Source organism: Pseudomonas siliginis, from assembly GCF_024072275.1.
GTDB classification, from domain to species: domain Bacteria; phylum Pseudomonadota; class Gammaproteobacteria; order Pseudomonadales; family Pseudomonadaceae; genus Aquipseudomonas; species Aquipseudomonas siliginis.
The window spans coordinates 3,152,702-3,176,031 of record NZ_CP099598.1 but is presented as its reverse complement, the minus strand read 5'-3'; the positions used below and the strand labels follow the sequence as shown (position 1 = coordinate 3,176,031).

Below are 23,330 nucleotides of genomic sequence, written 5' to 3'. Positions count from 1 at the left end.
GCAGAAGTCGTTTTAAAGAGTGTGCCCATGCCAGCGCTGTTCGCTTATTTCAAGGCTTTGATCCATCCCGGTCAGGCTGTTCTGCTGTTTGCCCTGCGGACCATCGCCGCCGGGCTGTTGACCCTATATCTGGCGTTCATTTTCGATCTCGAACAACCGAAGTGGTCGATCATGGCTGTGGTGATTGTCAGTCAGCCATTGGCAGGGATGGCACTGGCGCGCAGTTTCGGCCAGGTGATCGGCACCACCGTGGGTGCCGCGGTGGCGGTGCTGATCATGGCGATTTTTCCTCAGGCGCCGCTGCCGTTCATCACGACATTGGCGTTGTGGCTGGCGCTGTGCACAGCGGGCGGCACCTTGTTGCGCTACACCAGTTCCCAGGCGTTCGTGCTCAGTGGCTACACCGCAGTGGTGGTGGCCTTGCTGGCGATCCCGGATCAGGAAGGCACGTTTTTGCTAGCGGTCACCCGCGTCACCGAAACCCTGCTGGCCGTTGCCTGCGTGTGCGTGGTGAGCCTGCTCACAGCCCGGCCTGAAGCAGTGGCCAAAGGTTATTTCGCCAAAATCGATCAGGTGATCAAACTGGCCGCCAGCCACGCCGCCGAAGTGCTTCGCACGGAAGAAAGCGAAGCCGATTTTCAGCGTCGGCAGATGCAATTGCTCGGCGAGATCAGCGCATTGGAGGGGTTGCGGCGCCATTTGTATTTCGATGCCCCACGTTTGCGCGATGCCGACAATCTGGTGTTGCTGCTGGGCAATCAACTGATGCTGCTGACCTCGCGACTGACCGCGCTACGGCATCAGCGCGAATTGCTCATCGAACGCTGGGAGGGCGATCTGCCGCTGGAGGTGCAGCAACTGCGGGCCGAGGAACTGGCGTTGCTTGAGCAACTGGCGCAACAGGGTCGTGCGCTGTCTGGCGCGGACCGGCAACGTTTCGTCACCTTGCAGCAACAGTTCGAAGCGTTGGCGTACAAGGCCGAGCAGCAGACCGAGAACATGAGTGCGGCCCTGCGTTCACTGGCCTGGGCGCTGCGTTGGGAGCAGGCGCGCCTGCTGCAGCAACTGGAGCAGATTCTCGAACTGAGCGACGCCATTCAGGAAGGGCGCCCGGCCAGTTGCCTATATCGCGGCCAGAGCAGTCCGTTGCATCTGGATTTCACCCTGGCCTCGATGAACGCCATTCGCGCCTTTACCGCGCTGTTGGTCAGCGGATTGATCTGGATCGAAACGGCGTGGGATGGTGCGCGCGGCGGAATGATTCTGGTGGGAATTCTCTGCTCGCTGATGGCGACTTTTCCGCGTCCGCTGATGGCTGCGCAAAGCTATGCGCGAGGCTTGGGTCTGGCGCTGGTAGTGTCGGCGTTCTATCAATTCATGCTGGTGCCCGCGATCAGTGATTTCGAGCTGCTGGCCTTGCTGCTGGCGCCGCTGCTGTATGCCATTGCCGTGGGCATTTCCAGTCCGGCCACCGCCGGTATCGGCATGGGCCTGGGGCTGTCGAGTTTTCTAATGCTCGGACCGCAAAACACCGGCACTGGGCAGAATACGGCGATCCAATGGTTCGAATTCGCCGGCGCCTACGTCAGTGCAGCGATGCTGGCCCTGATCGTTTATGCGCTGATCTTCCCGTTCCGCCCGGGCTTGCGCATCCGGCGCCTGTACGGCGAAGCGCGGGAGCAGGTGTACCAACTGAGCAAAATGCCGGCCACCGATGAACAACAATTCGCCTTCGAGAGTCGGATGACCGATCGCCTGACCAGCATGCTCGGCCTGCTGCCAGCGGCAAACGATCGCGCCATGCAACGCTTGTATGAAATCAGCCTGGCTTGCGTAGCCCTGGGCGTGGCCATGCATCAGCTGAGGCAGCAGGCGCAGAACAACGCGTTACTCACCGATGCGTTCAGCCAGCGCCTGGCATCGACGTTACGCAAGACCGGTCGCCTGGTTGCCGGACGCGCTGATGTGCAGCTCCCGGCGCTGCTGGCGACGTTGCACCAACTCGGAGATGAGCTGGACGAGCTGCACGCCGCCAGCCATGAACATTTATGGTCGGTTTTTCGCATGCGTGTGGCGCTGCTGATTGTGGTGTCGTTCCTCGAGCGCCACGGCGAACATTTGCAACCTCAAGGTCTGGAAGGAGAACCGCAACTTGCCCATTGATTTCGAAATTGGCGGGGTTTATCTGCCGCCGATTGCCCAGGCTCTGTTACTGGCGATCCCGATTTTCATGTTGCTGGACTGGTGCTTGCGCCGCCTGGGCGTACTGCGCCTGGTCTGGCATGAAGCGCTGTTCGAAGGCGCGCTGTACGCCTGTGTCTGCGCCACGCTGATTCTGTTGATGGGAGCCTGATGTCTTGAAAGCACTAGTTGCACGAATGATGACCGTGGCAGTGGTGATCCTGGCGATCGTCCTCGGCTGGTTTGCCTGGGAGTATTACACCCGCGCGCCGTGGACACGGGATGCTCGGGTGAGGGCGGATGTGGTGACGCTGTCGGCGGATGTTTCGGGGCGTATCGTCAAACTGGCGGTGCAGGACAACCAGCATGTCGACAAAGGTCAATTGTTGCTGGAGATCGATCCGGCGCGCTATCAACTGGCGGTCGAGCATGCCCGACGCTCGGTTGAAGTGTCCAAGGCTTCGCTGGGGCAATCGCAAGCGGCAATCGTCGCCAGTGAAGCGTTGCTCAAGCAACGCCAGAGCGAGGAGCGCCGGCGCCGCACGCTGAAGCAGGGCTTCGCCATTTCCGGTGAGGAATGGGAGAAGGCCAGTACCGACGTGGCGGTTGCCCAAGCGGATCTGCTGCGCAATCAGGCCAACCTCGGCTTGGCCGAAGCCAATGTGCAACTGGCAATTGCCGCGCTGACCCAGGCTGAACTGGATTTGCAGCGCACCCGCGTCGAATCGCCGGTCAGCGGTTATGTCACCAACCTGCTTACCCGCCAAGGTGATTACGCACAGGCGGGCGGGGCACTGCTGGCGTTGGTCGACAGCGATTCGTTCTACGTCAGCGGCTATTTCGAAGAAACCAAGCTGCCGCGAATCGCGGAGGGTGATCGGGTACGCATTCAATTGATGAGTGGTGAGCGCTTCGGCGGCACAGTGGAAAGCATCGCCTTCGCCATCGCCGACCGCGAAAACGCGCCGGGCAGTCGTCTGCTGGCGAACATCAACCCGAGTTACACCTGGGTGAAACTGGCGCAACGGGTGCCGGTGCGTATCGGCATCGATGGCGACTTTACCGGCAAGCATCGCCTGCGCGCCGGTACAACCGCCACTGTCACCGTCCTGGAGGATCACCGCTGATCCATTGTGGGAGCGAGCCTGCTCGCGAAGGCAGAGTATCAGCCACCGCTGATATGTCTGACCTGACGCTTTCGCGAGCAGGCTCGCTCCCACAAAAAATCCCAGTGCTGCAAACAGGCATAAAAAAACCCCGCGACCGAATGATACGCGGGGCAAAAAATTTGGTTGGTTGCGGCCAACCAAAGGAGCTCTTTAACAACCTTTACTTGCTGGCGACCGTCTCCGGTTGCCAGCCACCGCCGAGGGCCTTGTATATCGCGACGATACCGCGATACAGCTCGACTTCGGCCTGTGCCTGACTGTCTTCGGCGTTCAGGCGCTCACGTTGGGCGTCGAGCAGGACGAGGAAATCGGTGGTGCCTTCGCGGTAGCGGATTTCCGCCAGATCAGCGGCCTTGCGACTCGATTCGCTCTGACGGATCAGCGAGATCAAACGTTGCTGACGCTTGCCGTAATCGCTGAAGGCATTTTCCGATTCTTCCAGCGCCAGCAGCACCTGTTGCTCGTAGTTGGCCAGCGCGCCTTCGGCGTCAGCATCGGCACCGCGCAAACGGGCGCGGACGCTGCCGAGGTCAAACGCAGCCCAGGTGATGCTCGGGCCGAGTGCCCAGGCGTTGGCTGCCGAGGAACCGATCTGCGAGCCACGTCCGGCGGTCCAGCCGAGGAAGCCGCTGAGGCTGACCCGCGGGAACAGGTCGGCCTTGGCCACGCCGATGCGCGCAGTGGCCGAAGCCAATTGCCGTTCGGCGCTGAGAATGTCCGGACGACGTTGCAGCAGTTCACCCGGATCACCGATCGGCAGCGCCTTGGCGATGGCCGGCAGATCTTTCGGGCTCAGATCAACGGTCAGTTTGTCCGGGCGCTCACCGAGCAGGGTAGCGATACGGTTTTTCTGCCGAACCTGTTCCGCCTGCAGCTGCGGCACCGTGGCTTCGACGTTGGCCAGACGCGCATCGGCGCGTTCGACATCGAGCTGATCACCGACACCGGCGTCACGCAGGCTGATGGTGATCTTGCGCGACTCCTGCTGGTTGTTGAGGTTGGCCACGGCGATTTTTTCCCGCAGCTGAGCGCCGCGCAGTTGACCGTAGGCGTCGACCAGTTCGGCAATCATGGTGACTTGCAACTGGTACAGATCGGCTTCGGCGGCCTGCTGGTCGGCGTCACTGGCTTCCAGATTGCGCTGGATGCGGCCGAACAGGTCGAGCTCCCAGGCCATGTCCAGACCGAGGTCATAGCGCTCGCTATTGACCCGGTTGGTGGTCTGGCCGGGAATCTGGCCCTTGCCCAGGTCGCTGCTGGCGCGGCTGGTGATGGTCGGCATCGCGTCATTGCTGGCGTCGTCGCGGATCGCCCGAGCGGCTTTCCAGCGGGCGAACGCCACGCGCAGTTCACGGTTGCCTTGCAGCGATTGCGTCACCAACTGGTTGAGTGTCGGATCATCGAATTGCTGCCACCAGATGCCTTCGAATTTCGAACGGTCGAAGTTCTTTTGCCCGGCGGCGCCGTCGGTGGCGGTCGTGATGTTGGCCGCCTCCGTGGCTGGGGTCTTGTAGTCGGGGCCGACGGCGCAGGCGCTGAGGGCCAGCACCAGCAGACTCGGCAGGAAGACTTTCAGACTCATTGTTGCGCCTCCAGTGGCTTTTGAAGAGTGTGCGCCTTGGCTGCTTTGCGCTGCTCGCCGCGTTCGACAAAGTTACGGATCAGTACATAGAACACTGGCGTCAGCAGCAGACCGAAGAAGGTCACCCCGAGCATCCCGGAGAACACCGCGACACCCATGGCGTGACGCATTTCGGCACCGGCGCCGCTGGAGAACACCAGTGGCACCACACCCATGATGAACGCGAAGGAGGTCATCAGGATCGGCCGCAGACGCAGGCGGCAGGCTTCCAGCACCGCAGCGAGCGGATCGAGGCCTTCTTCCTGTTTATCCTTGGCGAACTCGACGATCAGAATCGCGTTTTTACAGGCAAGTCCCACCAGTACGATCAAGCCGATCTGGGTGAAGATGTTGTTGTCACCGCCGGAAATGATCACACCGGTGATGGCCGACAGCAGCGTCATCGGTACGATCAGGATCACCGCCAGTGGCAGGCTCCAGCTTTCGTATTGGGCGGCGAGCACCAGGAACGCCAGCAGTACGCAGAGCGGGAACACGAACAGCGCGGTGTTGCCGGACAGAATCTGCTGGTAGGTCAGGTCGGTCCACTCATAGGTCATGCCGTTCGGAAGTTCTTCCTTGAGTAGTTTCTCGATGGCTTTTTCCGCCTGGCCAGAGCTGTAGCCCGGGGCTGCGGCACCGTTGATTTCAGCGGTGATGAAGCCGTTGTAGTGCATCACGCGATCCGGCCCCGAGGTGTCGCTGACCTTGATGAAGGTCGCCAGCGGGATCATTTCGCCTTTGTTGTTGCGTACTTTCAGCTGACCAATCTGATCGGATTCAAGACGGAACTGCTGTTCAGCCTGAACGTTGACCTGATAGGTGCGCCCGAAGCGGTTGAAGTCGTTGGCATACAGCGAACCCAGGTAGATCTGCAGGGTGTCGAAGATGTCGCTGACGGCCACGCCGTGGGTCTTGGCTTTTTCACGGTCGATGGCGGCATCGACCTGCGGCACGTTCACCGTGTAGCTGGTGAACAGGCCGGCCAGTTCCGGCACGTTGTGGCTTTTGTTGATGATGTTCATGGTTTCTTTGTACAGCTCGTCGTAGCCCAGGTTGCCCCGGTCTTCGATTTGCAGGCGGAAACCACCAATGGTGCCCAGACCTTGTACCGGCGGTGGCGGGAAGATCGCCATGTACGCTTCCTGAATGTTCGCGTACTGGCCGTTCAAGGCGCCGGCAATCGCGCCGGCGGACATGCTCGGGTCTTTACGCTCGTCGAACGGTTTCAGCGTCACGAAGACGATGCCGGCGTTCGGGCTGTTGGTGAAGCCGTTGATCGACAGGCCCGGGAACGCTACGGCGCTTTCCACGCCCGGCTGTTTCAGCGCGAGGTCAGACATGCGCTTGATCACGTCTTCGGTGCGATCCAGGCTCGCGGCATCCGGCAATTGCGCGAACGCCACCAGGTATTGTTTGTCCTGGCCAGGTACGAAACCGGTCGGCGTGCTGGAGAAACCGAAGAAGGTCAGTACCATCAGGCCTGCATATACGAGCAGGGCGATGCCGCTGCTACGGATGACCCGGCGCACGGTGCCGACGTAGCCATGGCTGGCGCGATCGAAGAAGCGGTTGAACGGACGGAACAGCCAGCCACCGAAGATTCTGTCGAGCACTTTCGAGAAACGGTCTTTCGGCGCGTCGTGACTTTTCAGCAACACAGCGGCCAATGCTGGCGACAAGGTCAGCGAGTTGAACGCCGAGATCACTGTCGAGATAGCGATGGTCAGTGCGAACTGTTTGTAGAACTGCCCGGTGAGGCCGGAAATGAACGCCGCTGGAATGAACACCGCACACAGCACCAGTGCGGTGGCCACGATCGGCCCGGTCACTTCCCGCATGGCGCGCTTGGTCGCTTCGACCGGCGTCAGGCCGAGTTCGATGTTCCGTTCGACGTTTTCCACCACGACGATGGCGTCATCCACCACGATACCGATGGCCAGTACCAGGCCAAACAACGACAGGGCGTTGAGCGAGAAACCGAACAGGTGCATGACCGCAAACGTACCGATCAACGATACCGGCACTGCCACCAACGGGATGATCGAGGCGCGCCAGGTCTGCAGGAACAGAATCACCACCAGCACCACAAGGATCAGCGCTTCGAACAGGGTGTGAACCACCGCCTCGATCGAGCCACGAACGAAGATCGTCGGGTCATACACGATGCTGTAGTCCATGCCCTGCGGGAAGCCTTTCTTCAGCTCTTCCATCTTGCCGCGCACTTCGTTGGAAATGTCGATGGCGTTGGAACCGGGACGCTGGAAGATCGGAATCGCTACAGCCGGCTGATTGTTCAGCAGCGAGCGCAAGGCGTATTGGCTGGAACCCAGTTCAATGCGTGCGATGTCCTTCAGGCGAGTGATCTCACCGTCGTCGCCTGCGCGAATGACGATATTCTCGAACTCTTCTTCGGAAACCAGACGGCCTTGAGTGTTGACCGACAGCTGGAAACTTTGTGCGGTCGGGGCAGGGGGCGCGCCCAGTTGACCGGCGGCGACCTGACGGTTCTGCTCGCGAATCGCGGTCACCACATCGGTGGCGGTCAGATTGCGCGAAGCGGTCTTGTTCGGGTCAAGCCAGACGCGTAGCGAGTAGTCGCCCATACCGAACAACTGCACGTCACCGACACCACCCAGGCGAGCAAGCTCATCCTTGATGTTGAGGATTGCGTAGTTGGACAGGTAGAGCATGTCGTAGCGCTTGTCCGGTGAGGTCAAGTGCACAACCATGGTCAGGTCGGGCGAAGCCTTGTCGACGGTGATACCGATGCGCGTCACTTCCTCGGGAAGCTTCGGCTCGGTCCGGGTCACCCGGTTCTGCACCTGCACCTGCGCGTTGTCCAGGTCAGTGCCCAGGGCGAAGGTGATGGTCAGGGTGATCTTGCCGTCGGCGGTCGACTGCGAGGACATGTACAGCATGTTCTCGACGCCGGTGATGGCCTGCTCCAGCGGAGCGGCCACGGTTTCACCGATGACTTTGGGGTTGGCGCCCGGGAAGTTGGCGCGCACGACCACGGTCGGCGGCACGACTTCCGGGTATTCGCTGATCGGCAACTGGAACAGCGAGATCGCGCCGGCGATCAGGATCAACAGCGACAGCACCGCTGCGAAGATCGGCCGGGAAATGAAGAATTGGGAAAAATTCATCGGAGTTGTCGTCCCTTAACCGCGTGGGGTCGTAGCAGCCAGCTTCGCAGCCGAACCCGATGCGCCCTTGGCAGGGGCAACTTTGGGCAGGTTGCTGGCTTCCAGCGCTTGACGTTGTTGAGCGAGGGCGGCGAGGGTCTGCTCGCTGGCCATCGGAATCACCTCGGGGGTGACCGGTGAGCCAGGACGAACTCGTTGCAAGCCCTTGACGATGATGGTGTCGTCCTTGTTCAGACCGTTGCGGACGATGCGCAGGCCTTCGATCTTCGGACCGAGTTCGACGGCGCGGTAGGCGGTCTTGTTGTCGCCATCCATTACCAGCACAAACTTTTTGCCCAGGTCAGTGCCCACGGCTTCGTCATTGATCAGCATGGCGTTGTAGGTGCCGCTGCCGACCAGTTTCAGCCGTGCGTACAAGCCCGGGGTGTAGGTGCCGTCAGCGTTGTCGAAGACTGCGCGACCACGGATGGTGCCGGTTTTCGGATTGACCTGGTTGTCGACGAAGTTCATCTGGCCGAGGTGCGGGTTGCCGTCTTCGTTGGACAGGCCCATGTATACCGGCGTAGTGGCGCCACGCTGGCCGTTGCGGGCCAGTTGGGTGTATTTGAGGAACACGCGTTCGTCGGCGTCGAAATAGGCGTAGACCTTGTCGGTGGAGACGACGCTGGTCAGTGCGGTGGTATCGGCGGTCACCAGGTTGCCGGCAGTGATTTCGGCGCGGCTGACGCGGCCGCTGATCGGTGCGGTCACGCGGGTGAAGCTCAGATTCAGTTTGGCCAGGTCCAATTGTGCCTGCAGAGCACCGACGGCGGCGCGGGCCTCTTGGGCAGCGCTGGTGCGCGAGTCGGCCAGTTCAGCGGAAATGGCGTTGCTGGTACGCAGACGTTCACCGCGAGCGGCTTCGTTTTCGCTGCGAGTGGCGGTGGCGCGGGCTTGAGCAACCAGAGCTTCGAGGCGGCGTACCTCGGCCTGGAACGGACGCGGATCGATCTGGAACAGCAGGTCGCCTTTCTTGACCAGCGCGCCTTCGGTGAACGCGACCTGATCGATCTGGCCCGAAACCCGTGGGCGGATTTCAACGGTTTCCGGCGCTTCGAGGCGCCCGGTAAATTCGTCCCACTCGTTGACCGGTTGTTCCAGCACCTTGGCTACGCTGACTTTGGCAGCGGGCGGGGCGCCGGCAGTCTCCGGAGTTTTGCCGCAAGCGCTCATCACCAGTACGGCCAGCATGGCCAACGGGAAGCGCAAATGTTTGAGTGATTGTTCCATGGATGCAATCCGCCGAAGTATTGAAGATGGGCGGATGATGCTCGGCGCGGGTGTGATGGCACGAATCGAATGAAGCAAAGGTAACTATCATTCGGAATGATATAAGCGCCGAGGCAGCCCTCTAGCATGCACCTTTCGTTAGGGGGCTAACAATCGGCCTGAAGGCAATTCTGTGTTGCTTGATCTGCAATGATTGCGACCGACGCTGCGCGCGGAGGATTATCCGGCGATTAAATACCTCGCTGTTACCAGCACCTCGCCCACTTGCCGGAGCAATACGCCAATATCGCGGAACGGGCAACCAAGGGAGTTTCGCTCTAACATGAGCGCAACCTCATGCTCTGACATTTATCGTCCCCGGATCATTTTTATGCGCGACCTGCCCCCGACCGCGACCCTGCGGGCTTTCGAAGTGGCCACCCGGCACCCGACGTTCACCGCTGCCGCTCAAGAGTTGCACGTGACCCAGAGCGCCGTCAGTCATCAGCTCCGGCACCTTGAAGAACTTTGGGGCTTGCAATTGTTCGAGCGCGGCAAGGCGTTACGCCTTACAACAGCGGGGGCGACGCTGGCGCCGATCGTGCGCGAGTTTTTCATCAGCCTTGAAGCAACGCTGGAGGATCTGCGCGAGCAAAAGGACAGGGTTCGCCTGACTGTCAGCACCACCTATTCGTTCGCGTTGAAGTGGCTGCTGCCACGCTTGCCGAATCTGTCGCGCCTGCACCCGGAACTGTTGGTGTCGCTGGATACCACGGACACGATCATCCATTTCGCCAGCGGCGAAGCCGATGTCGCCATTCGCTTGGGCAAAGGCAATTATCCCGGTCTGTATTCGGAGTTCCTGTTCGGTGAGCAGGTGTTTCCCGTGGCCAGTCCCGAACTGCTGCAGCGCGTCGGCAGGCCGGGCAGTCCCGCCGAGTTGCTGCAGATGCCGTTACTCATTCGCGACGGCGCCGAGTTGGCGCCGAAATGGGAGGTGTGGTTTCAGTCCGTCGGGCTGGAGTTTTTACCGCTGCGCGAAGGCGTCAGGTTTGGCGACACCAACATGACGGTGGAAGCTGCGTTGCTCGGCCAGGGAGTGGCGTTGGTGCGCAGCGGCCATGTCGAAAATGAAATTGCCGACGGCCGTCTGGTGAGGCTGTTCGATGTGCCGTTCACTTCGCCGCTTGCTTATTATTTCGTCTGTCCCAAAGGCATCGAAGCCCAGCCGCACATCCTCAGATTTCGTCAATGGTTGCTCAGTGAAGCGTTGAAGGTGCAGAGCGCACAGCGCTGAAGTATGAGTAATTGCTCACGGTGTAATGAGGAGACTTCACTGTAAGGCCAATGCCAGGGATGCCTAGAATGCTGCATGCCAATCCATCTCGTACTCCTCGTTCTGTTCGCCGCGCTCCTGCACGCCAGCTGGAACGCGCTGCTGCGCGGTGGCGCCGATCGGCTCTGGTCGATGACGATGATGTGCGTGGCCATCGCCATCGTCTGCGCCATCGCCGCCTTTTTCATGGCCGCGCCTGCACCTGAGAGCTGGGGTTACGCGCTGCTCTCGGCACTGCTGCATGTCGGCTACAACCTGTTTCTGGTGCGCAGCTATCGGGTCGGCGATCTAGGGCAGATCTATCCGATTTCCCGTGGGTCGTCGCCGGCGCTGATCACCCTCGGCGCCGCGCTGTTTGCCGGCGAAACCATAACCCCCGGCGAACTGCTCGGCATTGGTCTGGTGTCCGGGGGGATCATCTCGTTGGCGTTCCGAGGGCGCAGCCTGTCCGTGCCGAGCCTGCCGTATGCGCTGGGCACCGGTTGTTTCATCGCCGCCTACAGCGTCGTCGATGGCATTGGCGCCAGGCTGTCCGGTGCGCCGCTCGCGTACACGGTGTGGATGAGCGCCCTGTGGGGTGTGTTGATGCCATTGGTGTATATCGGCCTGCGCGACGCCCGCAGTCTGTTTTCCGTACGGCCCGACATGCTCGCCGCTGTGGGCGGCGGACTGGTTTCCTTACTGGCTTACGCAATCGTTATCTACGCGATGAACGAAGCGCCACTGGGCGCGGTGTCGGCCCTGCGTGAAACCAGCGTGCTGTTCGCGGCATTGCTCGGCTATTTGTTCCTCGGTGAAAAGCTCACCGTCCGCAGGATGCTGGCATGCGTGGTCATCGCCAGCGGCGCCATCATCATCGGCTGACATAGGCCAACTGCTCAGGAGAACGTCGCATGGATAAAGTCTCGCAAGCACCGCTGATTCTGATCACCGGCGGCAGTCGCGGAGTCGGCGCCGCCACCGCCCGGCTCGCCGCCGCGCAAGGCTATGACGTTGCCATCAGCTACGTTGCCAACGAGTCTGCCGCGATGGCGGTGGTGGCGGATATCGAAGCGTTGGGGCGAAAGGCGCTGGCGGTGCGTGCTGACAGCGCTGACCCTGAGCAGGTCGCTGAGCTGTTCTCGGCCATTGATCGTACATTCGGGCGTATCGACGTTCTGGTCAATAACGCTGGCGTGCTGGCGAAGCAGTCACGCATGGAGGACCTGAGATTCGAACGCATGCAGCGCATCTTCGCAGTCAATGCGCTTGGGCCGATCCTGTGCGCGCAGCAGGCGGTGAAGCGCATGGCTTACCGGCACGGCGGCACAGGTGGCGCAGTGATCAACGTTTCTTCTGCCTCGGCGCGCCTGGGTAGCCCGAATGAATACGTCGACTACGCAGCATCGAAAGGCGCGCTGGAAACTTTCACCATCGGCTTTGCCAAGGAAGTTGCGCGCGAGGGAATTCGGGTCAACTGCATTCGCCCGGGGCACATCTATACCGATATGCACGCCAGCGGCGGCGAACCGGGGCGGGTGGATCGCGTGAAGGAGTCGATCCCGATGGGCCGGGGCGGTCAGCCGGAAGAGGTGGCGCGGGCCATCTTGTGGCTGGCCAGCGCGGATGCTTCGTTTGTCACCGGGACTTTTCTGGATGTGACGGGTGGCAAGTAGGTCCGGCTACAGACTATCCGGATCGCCAAAAAACATCTGAATCCGCGACCTCAACCACCGCTCTCCCGGGTCGTTATCCTGCGACCCACGCCATGCCATGTGCAATTCAAAGGTCCGCGTCGGCAGCGGCGGATCTTCAGCACGAAGCCCTCCAGCCGCCGTCAGTGCCTCAGCCGTGTAATCCGGCACGGTCGCGACGATATCGGTGCCCGCCAGCAGCGTGCCCAGTCCGTTGAACTGTGGCACCGCCAGCACCACGTGCCGTTTGCGTCCGAGTTTTTCCAGTTCTTCATCGACAAAACCACTGAGGTCACCAGCAAACGACACCAGTGCATGCGGTCGGGCGCAGTAGTCGTCCAGGCTCAGCGGCCCCGGCACGGTGTCGGCGCGCAGCAGCTTCGGTGCGCTGCGGCGCAGGACCTTGCGCTTGGCGTTGGCCGGCAGGTCGGTGGTGTAGCTGACGCCGATCGAAATCTCGCCGGAGGCCAGCAGGCCCGGCATCAGGATGTAATTGACCCGCCGTACCACGAGGACAATGCCCGGTGCTTCGGCGCGCAGACGTTTGAGCAGCATGGGCAGCAGCGCGAATTCGACGTCGTCGGACAAACCGATGCGAAACACCGAGGTGCTGGTCGCCGGATCAAAATCGGCGGCACGACTGACGGCGGTCGAGATCGAATCAAGGGCAGGCGAGAGCAGGGCGAAGATTTCCACCGCGCGCGCGGAAGGTTCCATGCTGCGACCGGTGCGGACAAACAAGGGATCGTCAAACAGGCTGCGCAGGCGCGACAGCGCCGCACTGATAGCCGGTTGGCCGAGGAACAATTTTTCCGCGGCCCGAGTCACACTGCGTTCGTGCATCAATGTTTCGAACACGATCAGCAGGTTCAGGTCGACACGACGCAGGTCATTACGATTCATCTGGAGTCCTGGCAGAGTCATCAAACTTGACGAGGGCGGCCATATGAGAACAATGGCCGGCATGAATCTTACGGGGAAAGGCTGGTACTCTGCACCGGAAAATTCAGCTTTACTGCGACGGTGGCAGGCCTTTTTTCATGGATTTTGCCAATGCCGCCCTTGATGCGGAATCAATGACAGGCATGTCGACTATTAATAGCCACTGATGGTCTTGGGTCCAAAGCCCAGATAGAGTTCATGGCATTAGAGGTTACTTTGACGAGGTTTGCGATGTCCCGCACGATCCGTTTTCACAAGTTTGGTCCGGCCGAGGTGCTCAAATGCGAAGAGCATGCGGCTGCTCAGCCAGGTCCTGGCGAAGTGCAGGTGCGTGTCGAGGCAATCGGCATCAGTTGGTACGACACCCTGTGGCGCCAGAATCTGGCGTCGTCCCAGGCACGTCTGCCTTCGGGCCTCGGTCATGAAATGGCTGGCGTGGTCACTGCGGTGGGCGCTGATGTCGAAGACCTGTCCGTCGGCGACAAAGTGGCCAGTTTTCCGGCGGAAAGCCCGAACGACTATCCGGTGTACGGCGAGTCGATCGTCCTGCCGCGCACCGCGCTGACCCGTTATCCAGATGTGCTCAGCCCGATCGAAGCGAGCGTGCATTACACGCCGCTGCTGATCGCCTACTTCGCTTATGCCGATCTGGCACGGGTCAAACCGGGTCAATTTGCGCTGGTGACTGACGCCAGCCACTGCGCCGGCCCGTCTTTTGTTCAATTGGGCAAGGCGCTGGGTGTGCGAGTGATCGCGGCGACCAAATCGGCGGAGGAGCGGGAGTACCTGCTGTCCCTCGGTGCGGAGAAGGTCATCGTCACAGAAGAGGAAGATCTGTTGATGCGCATCAACAAGATCACCGACAACCGCGGCGTCGATGTGGTGTTCGATGGTCTTGGCGGTCCGCAGATGTCGTTGCTCGGCGATGTGCTGGCGCCACGCGGCAGTCTGGTGCTGTACGGGCTGCAAGGTGGTAACCAGACCCCGTTCCCGGCGTGTGCAGCGTTCCAGAAGAACATTCAGTTCTTTGTGCACTGCATCGGCAACTTCACCGGCAAGCCGGAGCTGGGCATTGTCCAGGACCACGTCGCTCTGCAGCGTGCTTTGCGTGACATCAATCAGTTGACCGCTGACCGCGTGCTTTTGCCGCTCAAGACGCGTGTATTCCCGTTCAACGAGTTCGTCGAAGCGCATCGCTACATGGACGAATGCCCATGCCGCGAGCGAGTGGCCCTGCAAGTGGAAACCGCGTAAATCCACCCATCAGAGTCCGTGGCCCCCACGGACTCTTTTCTGTTTATACCCTCCGCTGTCAGTAAACCCTCCCCGATATCGAAGCATTGGCCTTTTCAGCAACTGAACTGGTTTTTGCCGTTCATCTGTATCTTCTAATCACACTATAAGCACTGATAATTGAATGATTACTTTCATCTCAAGGAATGAGCTATGGCTGTGCATTCAATTTGTCCGAGGCAATATCAAATGGCTGGCTCAGCTGGCTTCGTCAATTTCTGTTTAATTGCTGTAGGGCGATTCGGAAGTTGCTTCTCTTTTTCTTGTAATGATTTGGCGTGGGACGTTGTGGGAAGTTTCCTCAGAACATTGTTGAGTGGCGAAAGGCCAATGAATACGGGTGGTTGAGCGTCCAGTCTGGCATCTGGAAGGCTTTGTTCAGGTGAAGTGTTTCAAATAACTACAACTTTGTAAGTGTTAGCATTTCAGCGTCTATTACTTATTGATCCAATTGCCGCGCGCCTACTGTCATGTCTGTGCGGCATGAAACTTTTTATACCGGGTAAATACCGATGAGCACGATCCATGATCAGGCAATGAACTATGTCTATCAGCAAGTATTGCAGCGTTTGCTGAGTTTCTTTTCCCGAGCCGAGCGCACGGCATTGCAATTGCTGATACAGCGCCTGGTGGTGGCCGCTGGCGGCATGGAAAACATCGGGCAGTTCAAGGTGCTGGTGCCTCAGTCCGGCCTGCGGGACGGCTGCTATACCCTGGCCTTGCTCCGGGCCGCTCAGTTGACCATTGCCGGCCGTGCTCCGGCGACCTTTCAGCTGCGCGTGGCTTCCCTGCGCTGGAATGGCGACAGCCCGCTCGCCCTGCAAAACCTGCATCGCAGCTACAGCGCGCTATTCCTTTATGACGATCCGCGGGTCGAGGTGCTGATGGTGGATAACCGCGAGGTCCTGCCGTTCGACCATCGCACGCCTGTCAGCAATGAAGGGCGCGAGGCCAGCCGGGTCAGTCTGCTGCTGGTGGGGCACTGTCGCACCTGGCTGGAAACACCTGAATTATGGGATGACGCCTACCTGGCGACGGCCGAGTACTACAGCCAGATCGCGCGCTGGAACAACGGCGTCGATGCCATGATCAGCACCGAAACCAAAGGCAGTCAGCAGCATTTCCTCGAAGGCTTGAACCGCGCGATGCAGCGAGTGGCAATACCGGCTCCAGGCCTGGTCAATGCCGGATTCGAAACGCTTTTTCCTCTGCTCGACGAGCTCGGTGATGACTTTTACCGGGAACTGCGTGCCGATGATGACCGGACCGTGTGGCGGCCGGAAGGTGAATTCGAAGCCTGCCGGCGCACCAGTTTTATCGACATCAACGACATGATGGTCGGCAAGCTCGAGGACCGCTGGCCGCTGTTGGGCGAGTTTCTCGGTTATGAACCTGATGATCTGGCGCTGTACCAAGGCGAAGCGGTGTTTGCTGATCCTCTGATCTCGGCACACGTGCGAGGGTTGTATGCACGGTTCATCGAAGGGCGCGCCTATGAGGCGGGCATCGACGATTACGTCCGGCACACGCTGGCCGACATGCGGCGAAAGCAGGTTGCCGAAACCGTCTGCGAGCACTTGCTGGCCAGCTACGACAACGCCGGCGGGCCAGAACAACTGCGGATGCTTGCCGAGGATTACCTCAGCAATGGTTTCGGATTGACCGAAACGCAGTTGGCGTGCCTGCTGTTTGCGCCGTTCATCGACAACGGCAAAGGTCTCGAACGCTTCCTGCGCAATTGTCATCCCGGCATGCTGGTCGCCATGCCGGACCTGCACCGCGCCATGCAGGGTCTGCACGCACCTGAGCAGGTGATGAAGTGGCTGACGGAAGTCAGCGGCTTGCCAGTCAGGCTGTTGAACCGCCTGTATGCAATGGGCCCTGTGCAGATTGATGCACCTGCGCAATTCTCCTCGGAGAGTTCGGGTTCGGACGAGGCGCGTTCGGCTGCGCCGTTCGAGCGGTCGACGGAACGCTGACGGTGAGCCAGAGCCTGGATTGTGAACCAATATCTACGGAAATGAGGGTGTGAAGGGCGCGCGGGACAACGACTTTGTTTATCAGGCAGTTTATCGATATCTGACAACGTTGATTGATGCTGCCGGGGGTGGTGCGGCGGTACGCATGCCTTCCTTGCGACAACTGGCGGACCGGCTGAATGTCTCCATCTCAACGGTGCAATACGCCTATTCGCTTCTGGAAAAGGAAGGCCGGGTCTATTCGATCGCCAAGTCAGGGTATTACGCGCAAGCGCAGTTCAGCATGGATGCACCCGGCAACGGCAATGACCTGCTGGAGACCGTGTACGTCAACGCCAGGCGTCCCGGGATGTGTGTGTTGAGTGCTGACGAACCGGCCTCGCTGCAACCGTTGGACAGTCCGTTGCTGACCTCGGAACGTGAGCTTTTGCGTCAATACCCGCGTCAGTTGCAGACATTCGTGCAGCCTTGCGGTGAACTGGAACTGCGGGTTGCGCTGGCGGCGCGGTATACCAGCTCGACAGAGCACTTCTGGCATGCCGATGACATTTATATCGGCGCTGATCTGCGTGGCGTCCTGGAGATTCTGATTTCGGTGCTTGGATTGCGTCAGGCCACCGTGATTGTCGAATCACCGTGCGACTGGGTCATCCTGCGCCTGCTCGAGTCGTGCGGAGTACGCGTGATCGAGTGGCCATTGCTTGCCCGAGGCGTGCTCGATCTGTCGGCACTCGAATCACTGCTGAAGAACGAGCCGGTTCGTTTGATCCTGCTGTCTTCCGTACTGAGCACGCCCCAAGGCAACGGTTTCACTCGCGAGTGTCAGCAGGCCACGGCGCAGTTGCTCAATCATCATGGCGTCTGGGTACTGGAAAACGACTGCTACAGCGAGCTTGACGAGCGCAATGATTCGCAGCGTTTGCGCAGTTGGCTCGATCCTGATCGTCTGCTGGTGTTTTCCACTTTCGAGAAATTCATCGGCGCCGAAGCACCATTCGGCTTTGTCTTGTCGCGTCACTGGCGCGAGGAATTGCAGCGCCATTTTCTGCTGCGGGCGTTTCGCTTGTCGCCCATTCGCCAAAAGGCGATTGCGCGGCTGTTGAATGGCGGACGGCTTGATCAGCATTTATTCGTGTTGCGGCGAATGCTGGGTGAGCGGCGAGCCGTGTTGATCCAGACACTGCGCGAACGCCTGGGCGATACCCTGCAGATTGGCGAGCCGCCGGGCGGGGCGACGGTGTGGGTGCGTTCGTTACGCCCGGTCGACATGGCAAGCGTGTTTCATCGCCTGCTCAAGCAACAGATCATCGTGGCGCCGGGCGAGCTGTTCAGTCTGCAGGGCTTGCATGCGGATCATCTGCGTTTGAGCGCGCTGAACCATGGCGAGCGGGATTTGCCGAGTGTCATCGGCTTGCTCGGCGATGCCTTGCGCCTGTCGCCCGGCCAATAACGTTAAAAAACATCGGGCGAGTTTCGGATACATCCCGTCGCACAGTGGTCAAACTGCCAGTAAACTGCGCTGCATTTCCTGAACCACTCCGATTTCAGAGGTTTTTGCATGACACTCAGTCCTTTTGCGGGCAAACCGGCACCGGCAGAACTGTTGGTCGACATCCCGCGACTGGTTACGGCCTATTACACCGGCCAGCCTGATGCATCGATTTCTACCCAGCGAGTGGCGTTCGGCACGTCCGGCCACCGCGGCAGTTCGTTCGATTTGAGTTTCAACGAATGGCACGTTCTGGCCATCAGCCAGGCGATCTGCCTGTATCGCGAAGCCCAGGGCATCACCGGCCCGCTGTTCGTCGGCATCGACACCCATGCATTGTCGACCCCGGCCGGCGCCAGCGCACTGGAAGTCCTCGCCGCCAACGGCGTCACCGTGATGATCGCCGAAGGCGATGAGTACACGCCGACCCCGGCAGTTTCCCACGCCATTCTCTGCTACAACCGCGGTCGTACCTCCGGCCTGGCAGACGGTATCGTCATCACGCCGTCGCACAACCCGCCACAAAGCGGTGGCTACAAATACAACCCAACCAACGGTGGCCCGGCCGATACCCACATCACCAAGTGGATCGAAGCCAAGGCCAACGAGCTGCTGGCGAACAAACTGGCCGGGGTCAAACGCATCAGCTACGAGCAGGCGCTCAAGGCCAGCACCACCCATCGTCACGATTACCTGAACACCTATGTCGCCGACCTGATCAACGTCATCGACTTTGACGCCATCCGTGATGCCAAGCTGCGTCTCGGTGTCGATCCGCTGGGCGGAGCAGGGGTGCGCTACTGGTCGGCCATCGCCGAACACTACCGTCTCGACCTGGAAGTGGTGAATAAACAGGTCGATTCAACGTTCCGTTTCATGACCGTCGACTGGGACGGTCAGATCCGCATGGACCCATCGTCCAGCCACGCGATGCAGGGCCTGATCGGCCTGAAAGAGCGTTTCGACGTGGCGTTTGCCTGCGACCCGGATCACGACCGCCACGGCATCGTCACGCCGTCCGGTGGTTTGCTCGCGCCGAACAACTATCTGGCGGTATCCATCGACTACCTGTTCCAGAACCGTCCGCAATGGCGCGCTGATGCCGCCGTGGGCAAAACCGTGGTCAGCAGCGGCCTGATCGACCGCGTGGCCAAGCGCCTGGGCCGTCGCCTGTACGAAGTGCCGGTCGGTTTCAAGTGGTTTGCTGAAGGTCTGTTCGATGGTTCGCTGGGTTTTGGCGGTGAAGAGAGTGCTGGCGCCTCGTTCCTGCGCAAGGATGGCGGTGTATGGAGCACCGACAAGGACGGTCTGATTCCTGCCTTGCTCGCCGCTGAAATGACGGCGCGCACCGGGCGCGATCCAAGTCAGGCCTACCGCGCGCTGACCGACGAACTGGGCGAACCGTTCTCGGTACGCGTCGACGCCAAGGCCAACCCTGAGCAGAAGGCACTGCTGAGCAAGCTGGCGCCGGAGCAGGTCACCTCGACCGAGCTGGCAGGCGAGAAGATCCAGAGCATCCTCAGCCATGCACCGGGCAACGATCAGGCCATTGGTGGTCTGAAAGTCATGACCGAAAACGGCTGGTTCGCCGCGCGCCCTTCGGGCACTGAAGACATCTACAAGATCTACGCCGAAAGCTTCCTCGGCGACGACCACCTCAAGCAACTGGTGGCCGAGGCGCAAACTTTGGTAGATGGCGCCATTTCCAGCAAATGATGCGCACATGAAAAAGGGCAACCGTAATGGTTGCCCTTTTTTATTGCCTTGCCGATCAAGCCAGGTCGACCAGTACGATCTCGCTGTCCTCGATCGCCGTGACCGTCAGCACTTGCTCATGGGCTACCGCCACACCGTCACGCGCTTGGGCACGCAAGCCATTGACCTCGATCACGCCGGTGGCCGGAACCAGATAGGCGCGACGCCCTTCGTCGAGCCGGTATTCGGCGGTTTCACCGGCCTTGATGTTCGCCGCCACCAGGCGCGCATTGGCGCGAATGTGCAGGCTTTCATCGTCACCGTCCTTGCCGCTGGCCAAGGTGACAAAACCTTCGCGCTCGCCTTTGGGAAACGGCTTGGCTCCCCACGACGGCGGCGCACCGGTTTCGGTCGGCAGAATCCAGATCTGGAAGATCTTGGTTTCCTTGTCTTCGAGGTTGTACTCGCTGTGGGCGATGCCGGTGCCGGCACTCATCACTTGTACATCACCAGCTTCGGTGCGGCCCTTGTTGCCCAAATTGTCCTGGTGCGTGATGGCACCTTCTCGCACGTAAGTGATGATTTCCATGTCGCGGTGCGGATGCTGCGGAAAACCTGTGCCTGCAGCGATGATGTCGTCGTTCCACACGCGCAGATTGCCCCAGCTCATCCGCTGCGGGTCGTAGTATTCGGCAAACGAAAAGTGGTGATGCGCGTCCAGCCAGCCATGATGGGCGCCGCCCAGCGAGCTGAAGGGTCTGAGTTCAAGCATGATCGTCTCCTTAAATTAGGTTCGTCAGGGGGCGGGCCCCGTGGTTGATGACGACGATCATCTATCAGGTAAACATCGATAAAAAGCGCAAAAACTGCCGCATCATGATCAGTTTATTTGATGGGAATGTGCCTCGAAATCGTCTTATCCGACTTTCAATTCGTCGCCTAAACCGATGACCTGTAAGCATTTCGCTAGAACTCATCAGCAAATCCAGACACCATAGCCGCCACAGCCTCACACCCTGGAGTCCGTCAGCGTGGCGCAACACACCCCCGATCTTCCCCCTGAACTTCGTCCACTGGCCGAGATGCCTTGGTTCAAGCGTCTGGCCGCGCGATTCTTTGGTCACGGTCTGACCAAGCTGCGCGCGCAGCACCGGGCATCGTGGCTGCACGGGCAAGCTGACGGATTTCGCAGTGGCCACACAGCAGGCGTCGAGTACGGCTTCAAGGAAGGCAAGCTCGAGGGGCTGGAAGAGGGCCGCCAGGTTCTGCTGATTCGCGACAGCCGCAACACCGAGCATCGGCCGCCCAGCGTCGATAACAACCTGTTCGATGACTGGCGCCTGCCGCTCACCGCCGAATTGAAAAAACGCATCAAGGCTGACGTCGCTCGTTTGCTCCCGGCCCACGCCCAGCCCAGCGCCGCGCAATGGAAAATGATCTTCAGCGATACGCCGTCCACCTCGGTGGTCGCCGGTGCGGGCGCCGGCAAGTCGACCACATTGGTGCTGCGCATACTGTTGCTCAGCCATTATCTGGGTTTTGAGCTGGATTCGATGACTGTGGTGACCTTCACCCGTGAATCGCGCAAGGACTTCATCAACAAGCTCATCGAAATATTCACGCTGTGGGGTCAGCCGTTGAACCTCAAGCAGGCGCGCGAACTGGTGCGAACCTTCCACTCGCGCATCCTGCCGATGGTGCGCAGCCTGCCGGGTTTCGAGCGCTTGCAGGCCTTCGAAAACCTCAGCGACCGCCCGCAAAGTGGCGCAGAGGAGGTCGACAGCAATCCGTTTGACCTGCGGATCAACGACGCGCAACGGCAGCAACTCAATGCCTGCTACCACCGCTTGTTCAACGAGGATGAGCGTTTCCGTCAATTGATCCTGCCGCTGTCCCGTGCGGGTTTGCAATTAAAGGAACTGGAACGCGACCACCCCGATGTGCAGAAACGCATGGCGGTCACCGAACTGGCGGCCAAGCGCGATGAAGAGCTCTGCGATGTGATTGAAGATTTATGGTTTCGTGCAGGGGCGTGGCCCATTAAAGGCATCGAGCCGAATCGGCAGGCCTTCGAAATCAATGGCTCGAAGTTCCACGCTCACGGCTATATTCCCAGCCTCGATGCCTGGGTGGTGCTCGGCTTTGATCCCAGGGAAAACGCCCAGCTAACCCGACCCAACGCCAAGCTGAGTGTCCGCGCAGAATGGGCGGTCAAGCGCACCCTGTTTCAAGCTTTCTGCCGTAAGCCACTGATATGGCTGGATAGTTACGAGTCATCGAGGCGCGTTCTTGCGACGTTGGCCGGAGATGCCAGCGCCGGTCCCGGATTTGATTACAAGGTCAAGGGCGAGCTGGCATCGGCGCCATTGCTGGACTGTTTTGTCGCCGCGGCGGGCTTCATCGAAAACCTCGGCCTGGATGTGCCGGACGCGGTCAGCCGGATGAGCTTCGCCAAGGACGATCCTGATCGTTTTTTCTTTGAGGCCCTGAGCCTGTTCTGGCGCGCATTTGAAGATCACCTGCTGGATCAGAAACCGCCAGTGATGACCTACAACCGCATGTTCGCGTTGTTCAGCGAACACTCGCCGGACAACCTCAAGCTGCTCAGCGATGAGTTGCTGCGGCCGATGGCGCATTTGATGATCGACGAATTCCAGGACGTATCGCCGCAGATCGTTTCGTGGATTCGCGCCAGCCTCAATGAAATCCGCAGCCGTGGCCCGGCCATGCACGTTGGGCGAGGGGCGCAGCGGTCGTCGCTATTGTGCGTCGGTGATGACTGGCAGTCGATTTACGGCTGGCGCGGCAGTTCTCCGAGTTACTTCATGGAGTTCAACAAGGAATTTCCGTCGCCGAGCACCACGCGGGTCATGCTCAGTGACAACTACCGCAGCCACCAGCACATCATCGACGCCGCTGAACACATTGTCCGTGCAGCGCCGGCGATCGCAGGCAAGAAGGCCAAGGCCAGTGGTGAGCCCAAGCCGCTTCACCCGGTCAACGTGCTTGAGCGTGACGATGAAGCGTTGGGGCAGCGTCTGGCCGAGCATTACCGGCGGGGTGATTCAATCCTGATGCTTTATCGAAAAAGCAGCGATAAGGTATTGATTGAGCAGCATATTCAGCCTGTACTTAATGTGGATTCGAGCTTGCCCTATGATGCGCGGCGGCTGAAACAGCTGACCTATCACAGCGCCAAAGGCTTGCAGGCTGATGCGGTATTCCTGCTGGGTGATTGCCAGCATCTGACCAGTTCTCCGTACAAGAACCAGGTGTATCGCATGGCGGGATTGGGCAAAAGTGGCGATAGCGAGCCGTACGACAATGCGCAAAAAGACGAAATCCTGCGCCTTGCCTACGTTGGTATCACGCGCGCCGTCAGCCATTGCTACTGGTACGTCGAACCGCAGGAAACCCAAGCGGTAAACATGCCGAGGGCATCGGATCGAGTTGCCAAGGGCAAGCCGTTCTTCGTCGATCATCGAACCGAGAAGGCCAGCGCCTGATCAATAAAAAAGCCCGCATCGCTGCGGGCTTTTTGTTTTAAATCAGGTG

At 60.0% G+C, this 23,330-nt stretch carries 16 protein-coding genes; 11 read left to right on the top strand and 5 right to left on the bottom strand.

Annotated features, from left to right (window positions below):
- Positions 1 to 27 precede the first annotated feature (27 nt).
- Genes NF676_RS14605 through NF676_RS14595 form a run of 3 tightly spaced genes read left to right on the top strand, consistent with a single transcriptional unit; the run spans position 28 to position 3,308 of the window.
- Positions 28 to 2,163 (top strand): FUSC family protein, encoded by a 2,136-nt coding sequence (locus NF676_RS14605; protein WP_252886274.1) that lies wholly within the window; start codon positions 28 to 30, stop codon positions 2,161 to 2,163.
- Entirely contained in the window at positions 2,153 to 2,353 is a 201-nt protein-coding gene (locus NF676_RS14600; RefSeq protein ID WP_016774855.1) for a DUF1656 domain-containing protein, read from the top strand. Before NF676_RS14605 ends, NF676_RS14600 begins: the two co-directional genes overlap by 11 nt.
- A 25-nt stretch (positions 2,354 to 2,378) precedes the next feature.
- Positions 2,379 to 3,308 (top strand): HlyD family secretion protein, encoded by a 930-nt coding sequence (locus NF676_RS14595; RefSeq protein ID WP_435406606.1) that lies wholly within the window; start codon positions 2,379 to 2,381, stop codon positions 3,306 to 3,308.
- Positions 3,309 to 3,510: 202 nt separating this feature from the next.
- Here NF676_RS14595 and NF676_RS14590 read toward each other — a convergent pair whose 3' ends face one another.
- Genes NF676_RS14590 through mexE form a run of 3 tightly spaced genes read right to left on the bottom strand, consistent with a single transcriptional unit; the run spans position 3,511 to position 9,389 of the window.
- Complete coding sequence (locus tag NF676_RS14590) at positions 3,511 to 4,932, bottom strand: efflux transporter outer membrane subunit (protein WP_252886272.1); 1,422 nt, start codon at positions 4,930 to 4,932, stop codon at positions 3,511 to 3,513.
- Positions 4,929 to 8,120, bottom strand: coding sequence for an efflux RND transporter permease subunit (locus NF676_RS14585; RefSeq protein WP_024013078.1), 3,192 nt, complete (start codon positions 8,118 to 8,120; stop codon positions 4,929 to 4,931). Before NF676_RS14585 ends, NF676_RS14590 begins: the two co-directional genes overlap by 4 nt.
- A gap of 15 nt (positions 8,121 to 8,135) precedes the next feature.
- Positions 8,136 to 9,389 carry a multidrug efflux RND transporter periplasmic adaptor subunit MexE gene (gene mexE / locus NF676_RS14580; protein ID WP_039761553.1) on the bottom strand — a complete coding sequence of 418 codons (1,254 nt, stop codon included), beginning with the start codon at positions 9,387 to 9,389 and terminating at the stop codon, positions 8,136 to 8,138.
- Positions 9,390 to 9,759: 370 nt separating this feature from the next.
- Between mexE and gcvA the strand changes: the two genes are divergently transcribed.
- The 3 genes from gcvA (at position 9,760) to NF676_RS14565 (ending at position 12,359) form a co-directional block, all read left to right on the top strand.
- Positions 9,760 to 10,665, top strand: a complete 906-nt coding sequence (gene gcvA / locus NF676_RS14575; protein WP_252886271.1) for a transcriptional regulator GcvA — start codon at positions 9,760 to 9,762, stop codon at positions 10,663 to 10,665.
- 75 nt (positions 10,666 to 10,740) lie between these two features.
- The gene (locus NF676_RS14570; RefSeq protein WP_252886270.1) at positions 10,741 to 11,568 is read left to right on the top strand and encodes an EamA family transporter; all 828 of its coding nucleotides are present in this window, start codon (positions 10,741 to 10,743) and stop codon (positions 11,566 to 11,568) included.
- Positions 11,569 to 11,597: 29 nt separating this feature from the next.
- Positions 11,598 to 12,359 (top strand): SDR family oxidoreductase, encoded by a 762-nt coding sequence (locus tag NF676_RS14565; protein ID WP_252867677.1) that lies wholly within the window; start codon positions 11,598 to 11,600, stop codon positions 12,357 to 12,359.
- A 6-nt stretch (positions 12,360 to 12,365) separates the two neighbouring features.
- Here NF676_RS14565 and NF676_RS14560 read toward each other — a convergent pair whose 3' ends face one another.
- Entirely contained in the window at positions 12,366 to 13,280 is a 915-nt protein-coding gene (locus tag NF676_RS14560) for a LysR family transcriptional regulator (RefSeq protein ID WP_016774850.1), read from the bottom strand.
- A gap of 270 nt (positions 13,281 to 13,550) precedes the next feature.
- On the opposite strand from NF676_RS14560, the gene NF676_RS14555 reads away from it, so the two are divergent.
- The 4 genes from NF676_RS14555 to pgm all read left to right on the top strand — a co-directional run bounded on the left by NF676_RS14555 (position 13,551) and on the right by pgm (position 19,796).
- A complete protein-coding gene (locus tag NF676_RS14555) occupies positions 13,551 to 14,573 on the top strand; it encodes a zinc-dependent alcohol dehydrogenase family protein (protein ID WP_095180096.1) in 1,023 nt (340 codons plus the stop codon).
- 551 nt (positions 14,574 to 15,124) lie between these two features.
- Entirely contained in the window at positions 15,125 to 16,591 is a 1,467-nt protein-coding gene (locus tag NF676_RS14550; protein WP_236169046.1) for a hypothetical protein, read from the top strand.
- 49 nt (positions 16,592 to 16,640) lie between these two features.
- A complete protein-coding gene (locus NF676_RS14545; protein WP_252886269.1) occupies positions 16,641 to 18,041 on the top strand; it encodes an aminotransferase-like domain-containing protein in 1,401 nt (466 codons plus the stop codon).
- 108 nt (positions 18,042 to 18,149) lie between these two features.
- Entirely contained in the window at positions 18,150 to 19,796 is a 1,647-nt protein-coding gene (gene pgm, locus NF676_RS14540; protein ID WP_252886268.1) for a phosphoglucomutase (alpha-D-glucose-1,6-bisphosphate-dependent), read from the top strand.
- Positions 19,797 to 19,851: 55 nt separating this feature from the next.
- Here the strand turns inward: pgm and NF676_RS14535 are convergent, their stop codons facing one another.
- Positions 19,852 to 20,547, bottom strand: coding sequence for a pirin family protein (locus NF676_RS14535; RefSeq protein ID WP_016774845.1), 696 nt, complete (start codon positions 20,545 to 20,547; stop codon positions 19,852 to 19,854).
- Between the two features lie 259 nt (positions 20,548 to 20,806).
- Between NF676_RS14535 and NF676_RS14530 the strand changes: the two genes are divergently transcribed.
- Positions 20,807 to 23,281 carry a UvrD-helicase domain-containing protein gene (locus tag NF676_RS14530; protein ID WP_252886267.1) on the top strand — a complete coding sequence of 825 codons (2,475 nt, stop codon included), beginning with the start codon at positions 20,807 to 20,809 and terminating at the stop codon, positions 23,279 to 23,281.
- The last annotated feature ends 49 nt before the right edge of the window (positions 23,282 to 23,330 follow it).

Coding starts and splice junctions, on each gene's coding strand:
- NF676_RS14605 (WP_252886274.1), top strand. CDS start 28: ATGCCAGCGCTGTTCGCTTATTTCAAGGCTTTGATCCATCCCGGTCAG.
- NF676_RS14595 (WP_435406606.1), top strand. CDS start 2,379: ATGATGACCGTGGCAGTGGTGATCCTGGCGATCGTCCTCGGCTGGTTT.
- NF676_RS14590 (WP_252886272.1), bottom strand. CDS start 4,932: ATGAGTCTGAAAGTCTTCCTGCCGAGTCTGCTGGTGCTGGCCCTCAGC.
- NF676_RS14585 (WP_024013078.1), bottom strand. CDS start 8,120: ATGAATTTTTCCCAATTCTTCATTTCCCGGCCGATCTTCGCAGCGGTG.
- mexE (WP_039761553.1), bottom strand. CDS start 9,389: ATGGAACAATCACTCAAACATTTGCGCTTCCCGTTGGCCATGCTGGCC.
- gcvA (WP_252886271.1), top strand. CDS start 9,760: ATGCGCGACCTGCCCCCGACCGCGACCCTGCGGGCTTTCGAAGTGGCC.
- NF676_RS14570 (WP_252886270.1), top strand. CDS start 10,741: ATGCCAATCCATCTCGTACTCCTCGTTCTGTTCGCCGCGCTCCTGCAC.
- NF676_RS14565 (WP_252867677.1), top strand. CDS start 11,598: ATGGATAAAGTCTCGCAAGCACCGCTGATTCTGATCACCGGCGGCAGT.
- NF676_RS14560 (WP_016774850.1), bottom strand. CDS start 13,280: ATGAATCGTAATGACCTGCGTCGTGTCGACCTGAACCTGCTGATCGTG.
- NF676_RS14555 (WP_095180096.1), top strand. CDS start 13,551: ATGTCCCGCACGATCCGTTTTCACAAGTTTGGTCCGGCCGAGGTGCTC.
- NF676_RS14550 (WP_236169046.1), top strand. CDS start 15,125: ATGAGCACGATCCATGATCAGGCAATGAACTATGTCTATCAGCAAGTA.
- pgm (WP_252886268.1), top strand. CDS start 18,150: ATGACACTCAGTCCTTTTGCGGGCAAACCGGCACCGGCAGAACTGTTG.
- NF676_RS14535 (WP_016774845.1), bottom strand. CDS start 20,547: ATGCTTGAACTCAGACCCTTCAGCTCGCTGGGCGGCGCCCATCATGGC.